Below are 4,223 nucleotides of genomic sequence, written 5' to 3'. Positions count from 1 at the left end.
GCCCGGGGCGGAGTACTTGCAGGCGTTGGTCAACAGGTTGCTGGTGATGTGGCGTATCAGCCGCTCGTCGAGCATGACCAGCTGCGAAAAAGCGTCGTGGCCGACCGGCGCCTCGAACTCGATGGCATGCTGGCCGGCGTCGCTGGTGTGCACCTCGGTCACGAGCTTGCGGCACAGCGCCGCGATGTCCACCGGCCGCAGGTTGAGCCTGAGCTTGCCTGCGTCGGCCTGGCCGACGGTCAGCATGTCTTCGGTCCAGACCGAGCCGTCCTCGGGCCGGCTGCGGTCCAGCGCCGAGCCGTCCAGCTGCACCCAGATCAGTTCGCCGTTCTTTCTGCGCATGCGGGCTTCGGCCGAGAACAGGCCGGTTTGCGTGATCTGCGCGTAGGCCAGCGCACCCAGGCGCTCGAACTCTTCGTCGTCGGGATAGTGCACCCGGGTTTCCTGGCCCAGCAGCTCGGCCGGGCTGTAGCCCAGCATGGCGGCCAGCGTGCGGTTCAGCCACTGGTGGCGCCGCGCCTTCAGGAAGGTCACGCCGACGGCGGTGGTCTCGAGGATGGCCTCGCGCTGCACCAGCGCGCTCTTGAGCTCCTGGTCGAGCCGGCGGCGTTCGCTGATGTCGGACATGAGCACCAGCAGAGCGGGCTCGCCGTCCCATTCGATGCGCGTGCCGTAGATGCTGGCCCAGCCGGTGCGCAGCGAAGGCGCCATGGCCTCGCGCGGCGGCGTGATGAACCGGGCCTCATAGGCGCTGACCATGGTGCCCGACTGCATGAGTTCGCGGCGCTGCTGCACGATGGGGCGGTCGTCGGGATGTATCAGGTGCAGCGAAGGCAGGCCGATGAGCGCGCAGCCGAACAGCTCCTGCGCGCTGGCATTGGCAAAACGGACGATGCCTTTTTGCACCACGAGGATGGTGTCGTTGACGTTTTCCACGACCGCCCGGTAGCGCTCGGCGGCGGACTGGGTCAGGGCCTCCAGCCTTTTGCGTTCGGTGACGTCCTTCAGGAAAAACAGGTCCGCGGGTGCACCCTCCCAGTCCACCAGCACGCCATTGATTTCCACCCAGGAAACCGTACCGTCGTCGCGCTGGAATCGCGCTTCAAAGGCCGGGACGACATTGCCGGCGGCGCGCAACTGGTGCTTGCCGGAAACAAACTCGCGATCGTCCGGATGGATGAACTCGATCATGAGGCGGTCGGCCATGGTGCCGGCCTGCGTGCCCAGCAAGGCCAGGCAGGGCGGATTGGCGAAGCGGAGCAGCCCGCCCTGGCCCACGCAGATGTTTTCGGTCGCCAGGTCGACCATGGTCTGGTAGCGCGCCAGCGAGGCGCCCAGCTCTCGCGTGCGCAGCGCGACCTGCCGCGCGATTTCGGCTTCCATGGATTCCTCGTCCGCCGGGGCCGCGTAGTCCGCGCGCGGCCCGCCGCCGGGTGTGTCGGGCAGGGCAGGGGAGGTCGGATGTGCCTGAGCGGGCATGAGGGTCGTAAAACGCCGGTGAAAAGTCAGTCAGGAGGGTGGGGCTGTGGACGCGGGACAGGTGACAGGCAACCTTGCCACAACTCATCGCGGCGGTAAAGACAGGAAAACATGCGCGCGCGGCGCTGCAAACCAGCTAGCCTCGGCGCCGCAAGGCGCTTGCCTCGTGCGCTTCAGCCGCCGTGTTCCAGCGTGAAGCCCGCGTTGCGGTCCTGGCCCAGCAGCGCCACCATTTGCGGCAGGGCGGCTTGCAGCTCCGCTTTGAGCGTGTGGGGCGGGTTGATGACGAACATGCCGCTTGCGGGAAGTCCCGGGCGAATCACTTCTCCGCTCGTATCTGTCGTTAACTTGCTTGATTTCACCGTTAAAGCCGCATTCAGCCAGCTGCGGCTGCTTTTGACGGCCAGGGTTTTGAGTTTTCGCGGCAAATCGTGCGCTTCGGGCCGCGGAATGATGGGGTACCAGACCACATAGGTGCCGGTGGCGAATCGCTTGAGGGCATCGGCCATGCAGGTGGCCACGCGACCGTAGTCGCTCTTCATTTCGTAGCTGGGATCGCAGAGCACCATGGCCCGGCGGGCCGGCGGCGGCAAAAAGGTTTTGAGCGCTTCAAAGCCGTCTTCACGGGCAACGGCCACCTGGCGGCCCACGCCCAGCTGCTCGATGTTGCCGGAAAGCGACTTGAAATCGGTGGGGTGCAGTTCGAACAGCTTGAGCTTGTCGCGCCCGCTCAGGAATTGCTGCTCGATGAAGGGGGAGCCCGGGTAAATCTTGAGGTGGGCGAGGTCGCCGGTTTCGGCGAACTGCGGGTTCAGGCCGCGCAGCAGGTCAATATAGTCCTGCAGCGCAGGCGCCCAAGTCGGGGCGGCGGCGGGTTTGCCTGCGCCGGCTGCTGCGGTTTTGGTAGCAGTAGGCGCTTTTTTCGCGGGGGTTGTAACCGCTTTGGGCTCGGACAGCAGGCGGAAAATGCCCTCCTGGGCCTCGCCGCTGGTTTCGGTGTAATCACCGTCCAGCCGGTACAGGCCCGCGCCCGCGTGCGTGTCGATCACGGTCAGCGCCGTGTCTTTCTGGGTCAGGTACTTCATCAACGCGATCAGCGTGGTGTGCTTGAGCACGTCGGCGTGGTTGCCTGCGTGGAAGGCGTGGCGATAGGAAAACATGGGCCTATCCTACCTTCTTGCCGGGGGGGAATGCCTTAAAAGCGGCCGAATATTGACGCAAGTCCTTGATTTTTCATATAATCGTGGGCTCTGCAGCGCCTTGTGGTTCCGCGGCAGAGGCTAAACAATACTGCCTAAGAGGTTCTCATCAGAAGAACACCGACCGCAGAAAAGAACCCGACAAACCATTTTTTCGAAAGAAAACTCATGAAAACGTTCAGCGCAAAACCCGCTGACGTGACGCACGAGTGGTTTGTGATTGACGCGACCGACAAGGTCCTCGGACGAGTAGCCAGCGAAGTTGCTCTCCGTTTGCGCGGCAAACACAAGGCCATTTATACGCCTCACGTCGATACCGGTGACTTCATCGTCATCATCAACGCAGCCCAGCTGCGCGTCACCGGCGCCAAGTCGACCGACAAGATCTACTATCGCCATTCCGGATATCCAGGCGGCATCACTGCCACCAACTTCCGCGACATGCAAGCCAAGCACCCCGGCCGCGCTTTGGAAAAAGCCGTCAAGGGCATGCTGCCCAAGGGCCCGCTCGGCTACGCCATGATCAAGAAACTCAAGGTGTACGGTGGTGCAGAGCACCCGCATACCGCCCAACAGCCCAAAGTGCTGGACATCTAAGGAGCTATTGATGATTGGTGAATGGAACAATGGCACCGGCCGTCGCAAATCCAGCGTCGCCCGTGTGTTTATCAAAAAAGGCACCGGCAAGATCACGATCAATGATCGTGACATCCAGGTGTTCTTCGGTCGTGAAACCTCGATCATGATCTGCCGCCAACCCCTGTTTCTGACGAACCACGTCGAGACGTTTGACATCATGGTCAACGTCCACGGCGGCGGCGAGTCCGGCCAGGCCGGCGCAGTGCGCCACGGTATCACCCGCGCGCTGATCGATTACGACGCAACGCTGAAGCCGGCCCTGAGCCAGGCCGGCTTTGTGACCCGCGATGCACGTGAAGTCGAACGTAAAAAAGTCGGTTTCCGTTCTGCTCGCCGTCGCAAGCAGTTCAGCAAGCGCTAAATCCGCTTCGCTCCCAAAAAAGCCGCCTGGTGCAAGCCTGGCGGCTTTTTTCATGGGCCATCCGTCCGGCAAACCCGGATGCAAACCCTTACTGTGGCTTTACCGGTATTGTGGGGATTAATACCCTTTCTGGGCCTCGTCTGAGTGCACAATGCACGCTCCCCGAACCGAAAACAGCAGGGCCCTTTTTTGAAATTTCGCCTGTTTCGCCGTCGCCTGACCATCAGTTCCCCGCGCATGTCGGTGCGCAGCTCGCTCCCTTGGCCCTTGCGCTGGATCGCCGGCGCCCTGATGCTCGGCTTTTCCGGCGCCATCGCCTTGTGGGCCTTCGAATTCGGCAAGGGCATCACCGGCACAGACACGGGCAGCAAGGAAGAACTGGTGCTGCTGCGGCAGGAATTGGCCAGCCTGCGCTCGGATCGCGACAAGGCGCAGTCCATCGCCAACACCTCAGGCAGCCTGTTGACCGCCGAAAAAGCCGCCCAGGAAAAAATGATGAGCCAGATCCGGCAGCTGGAAGCGGACAACCGAAGCCAACCGAAGCC

At 62.7% G+C, this 4,223-nt stretch carries 4 protein-coding genes and 1 pseudogene; 3 read left to right on the top strand and 2 right to left on the bottom strand.

Annotation, left to right across the window (positions count from 1 at the left end; translation table 11 throughout):
• Together AC1D0P_RS22985 and AC1D0P_RS22980 are read right to left on the bottom strand one after the other, a co-directional pair.
• A partial coding sequence (locus tag AC1D0P_RS22985; RefSeq protein ID WP_477678861.1) for a PAS domain-containing protein occupies window positions 1–1,479 on the bottom strand: 1,479 nt, incomplete at its 3' end.
• Window positions 1,480–1,652: 173 nt separating this feature from the next.
• The gene (locus AC1D0P_RS22980; RefSeq protein WP_477678860.1) at window positions 1,653–2,639 is read right to left on the bottom strand and encodes a 23S rRNA (adenine(2030)-N(6))-methyltransferase RlmJ; all 987 of its coding nucleotides are present in this window, start codon (window positions 2,637–2,639) and stop codon (window positions 1,653–1,655) included.
• A gap of 207 nt (window positions 2,640–2,846) precedes the next feature.
• Between AC1D0P_RS22980 and rplM the strand changes: the two genes are divergently transcribed.
• The 3 genes and pseudogenes from rplM to AC1D0P_RS22965 all read left to right on the top strand — a co-directional run.
• Entirely contained in the window at window positions 2,847–3,275 is a 429-nt protein-coding gene (rplM, locus tag AC1D0P_RS22975) for a 50S ribosomal protein L13 (RefSeq protein WP_007867557.1), read from the top strand.
• Window positions 3,276–3,285: 10 nt separating this feature from the next.
• Window positions 3,286–3,678 carry a 30S ribosomal protein S9 gene (gene rpsI, locus AC1D0P_RS22970; protein WP_007867568.1) on the top strand — a complete coding sequence of 131 codons (393 nt, stop codon included), beginning with the start codon at window positions 3,286–3,288 and terminating at the stop codon, window positions 3,676–3,678.
• A gap of 189 nt (window positions 3,679–3,867) precedes the next feature.
• A pseudogene (locus AC1D0P_RS22965) lies at window positions 3,868–4,223 on the top strand (DUF6776 family protein); the annotation flags it as partial.

The organism is Polaromonas sp. P1_G2, from assembly GCF_056405515.1.
This window is presented reverse-complemented; position numbering and strand designations above follow the sequence as displayed.

Excerpts from the sequence above, each read along its gene's own strand:
- rpsI (WP_007867568.1), top strand. The coding sequence starts at position 3,286 with ATGATTGGTGAATGGAACAATGGCACCGGCCGTCGCAAATCCAGCGTC.
- AC1D0P_RS22980 (WP_477678860.1), bottom strand. The coding sequence starts at position 2,639 with ATGTTTTCCTATCGCCACGCCTTCCACGCAGGCAACCACGCCGACGTG.
- rplM (WP_007867557.1), top strand. The coding sequence starts at position 2,847 with ATGAAAACGTTCAGCGCAAAACCCGCTGACGTGACGCACGAGTGGTTT.